At 41.0% G+C, this 2,762-nt stretch carries 2 protein-coding genes; both read left to right on the forward strand.

The annotated features are described in order from the left end of the window. A partial coding sequence (locus AC6F75_RS13100) for a BamA/TamA family outer membrane protein (RefSeq protein ID WP_500715539.1) occupies nt 1–1,755 on the forward strand: 1,755 nt, incomplete at its 5' end. Between the two features lie 36 nt (nt 1,756–1,791). Beyond that, the coding region (locus tag AC6F75_RS13105; RefSeq protein WP_500715540.1) for an OmpH family outer membrane protein at nt 1,792–2,762 on the forward strand (971 nt) is incomplete at its 3' end.

A 2,762-nucleotide genomic window follows, 5' to 3' on the forward strand; every position in this document is an offset into this window, starting at 1 on the left:
TCATTGGTTGTTGTAAATGAAAAAACACTTGAGCTTTTTATTGATGTTGAAGAAGGAAGGCAGCATTACTTTGGCGACATCAGGTTTATTGGAAACAGTATTTATACCGATCAGGAATTAAGAAGGCTTTTGGGCATCCAAAGAGGCGATGTTTATAACGGCATTCTTCTTAAAGAAAGGGTTGCAGACGATACAGATCCCGATGCCAACGACATAACTAACGCTTATCAAAACAATGGCTATCTGTTCTCAAGGGTGAATCCGGTAGAAGTTAATGTTCAAAATGACACCATTGATTTTGAAATAAGAATATTTGAAGGAAGACTGGCCTACTTTAACAACATCACCGTAGTTGGAAACGACAGGACCAATGACCACGTCATTTACAGGGAATTAAGGGTAAGACCCGGCCAGAAATACAGCAAACGCAATGTGGTAAGATCTATTAGAGAGCTTGGTCAAATGGGGTTCTTTGATGCTGAAAACATTGTTCCTGACTTTAAGAATGTTGACCCTAACACAGGGACCCTGGATATGGAGTTCAGGCTTGAAGAAAGAGGTGCCAGCCAGATTGAGCTTCAGGGTGGTTATGGTGGTGGTGGTTTTGTGGGGACACTTGGTTTGTCATTCAACAACTTCTCACTAAGAAATATTTTTAATACAGAAGCTTACAGCCCACTGCCTATGGGTGACGGGCAAAAGCTGTCATTAAGAGCACAGGCAAGCAGTTTTTACCAAACTTACAGTTTATCATTTGTTGAGCCCTGGCTTGGTGGAAAAAGACCCGTACAATTAAGTATGTCATTTTCACATACAGTACAATTTTTCTATGACTTTTTAGAAAGGCGGGCAGACAGGGACAGAAGGTTTTTGATTACAGGAGGCTCAGTGGGCTTAGCAAAAAGGTTACAATGGCCGGATGATCACTTTGTATTGTCACATGCTTTAAGTTTCCAGCATTACAACCTTAAAAACTACAACACAGGTTTATTCACATTTGGTGATGGCTTTTCAAACAATTTGGCATATACAATTGGTTTGAGCAGAAACAACACCTTTACAAACCCTGTATTCCCATTAGGAGGTTCAGAATTTAGTGTCACCGCAAAAGTAACCCCTCCCTACTCCTTTTTTGATGGGGTTAAATACAGCAGGCTGGCTCAAGACCCGGAGTTTCAAAACGAAGACGGCACACCCAACCAAAGTTTAATTGACCAGAAAAAATTCAACTGGCTGGAATACTATAAAATTAAGTTTAAAGGCACCTGGTACACAACCATTGTTGATCGATTGGTTTTACGTCCACAGGTCGAATTTGGATTTTTGGGAGCTTACAATCTGGACCGTGGCATTCCACCGTTTGAACGTTTCTTTATGGGGGGTGACGGACTTGGTGCTTTTAGTTTAGACGGAAGGGAAATCATATCTTTAAGAGGCTATCCAAACCAATCCTTATCAGCCCAGGACGGGAATACTATTTTCAATAAATTTTCGTTAGAATTGAGATACCCCATCACATTAAAACCTATGGCATCCATTTATGCTTTGACATTTGTTGAGGGTGGTGCAACCTATGATGGGTTTAAAAACTACAATCCTTTTCAAATTAATCGTTCTGCAGGAGCAGGAATTCGTATATTTATGCCTGCATTTGGTTTATTGGGAATTGATTTTGGATATGGATTTGACCCCATTCCCGGAACTTTCCAACCCAATGGTTGGGAAACCCATTTTATCATTGGGCAGCAATTTTAAACTTGGCACGATATTTTCTTAAATAAACAATAGATAATGAAACACAAATTAATAATTCTGAGCATTGTACTTCTCTTTACTTCGGTAATTGCTGAGGCACAATCACAAAGGGGGGTCAGAATAGGTTATATTGATATGGAATACATATTAGAAAGTGTTCCGGAATATCAGGAAGCCATGGTTCAACTGGATGGCAGGGTTCAACGCTGGAGAAAAGACATGGACGATATGCAAAAAGAAATTGACCAGATGAAGCTTGATCTCAGTAATGAACGCGTGCTTTTAACCAGAGAACTTATTGAAGAACGAGAAGAAGACATAAAAATTAAAGAAGCGCAACTTTTTGATTACCAGCAAAACAGATTTGGACCAAACGGCGATCTTTTTATCCAAAGAAGACAACTGGTTCAGCCCATACAAGATCAGGTTTTTACTGCTGTTCAGGAAATTGCCTCAAACAGGCAATACGATTTCATTTTTGACAAATCAGCCGATGTGGTTATGCTTTATGCCGCCGAACGAAATGACATCAGCGACCAGGTGGTCAGGATCATCAACCGTGCTGCAAGAAGAACACAAGCTGAAAGCAGACAAGACAAAAAAGATATAGAAGCCCGTGACGGACTTTCTGATGAACAAGACAGCAGACTAAGTGAGCGTGAGCAATTGCGCCAGCAAAGGCAAGCAGAAAGAGAGGCTGTTCTTGATGAAAGAAGAAGGGTGAGAGACTCTATGCAAGACGCCAGACGAGCTGAAATTGAAGCCAGACGACAAGGCAGGCAAGATGATGGAGATGATGACGATGAAGGCGATTCAAAATCAACCGGTGAAGAAAGCAAAAGCACAACAGACACTACAACTGCACCGTCTCCTTCAAGAGAGCAGATATTGGCTGAAAGGAAAAGGGTTCAAGACTCGGTCAGGGAAGCCAGACTTGTAGAACAAGAAGCCAGAAGGCTAAAAATCCAACAAGGAAGGCAACAAAGACAAGATTCAATCTTAAATGC

It is taken from the genome of Planktosalinus sp., from assembly GCF_059864935.1.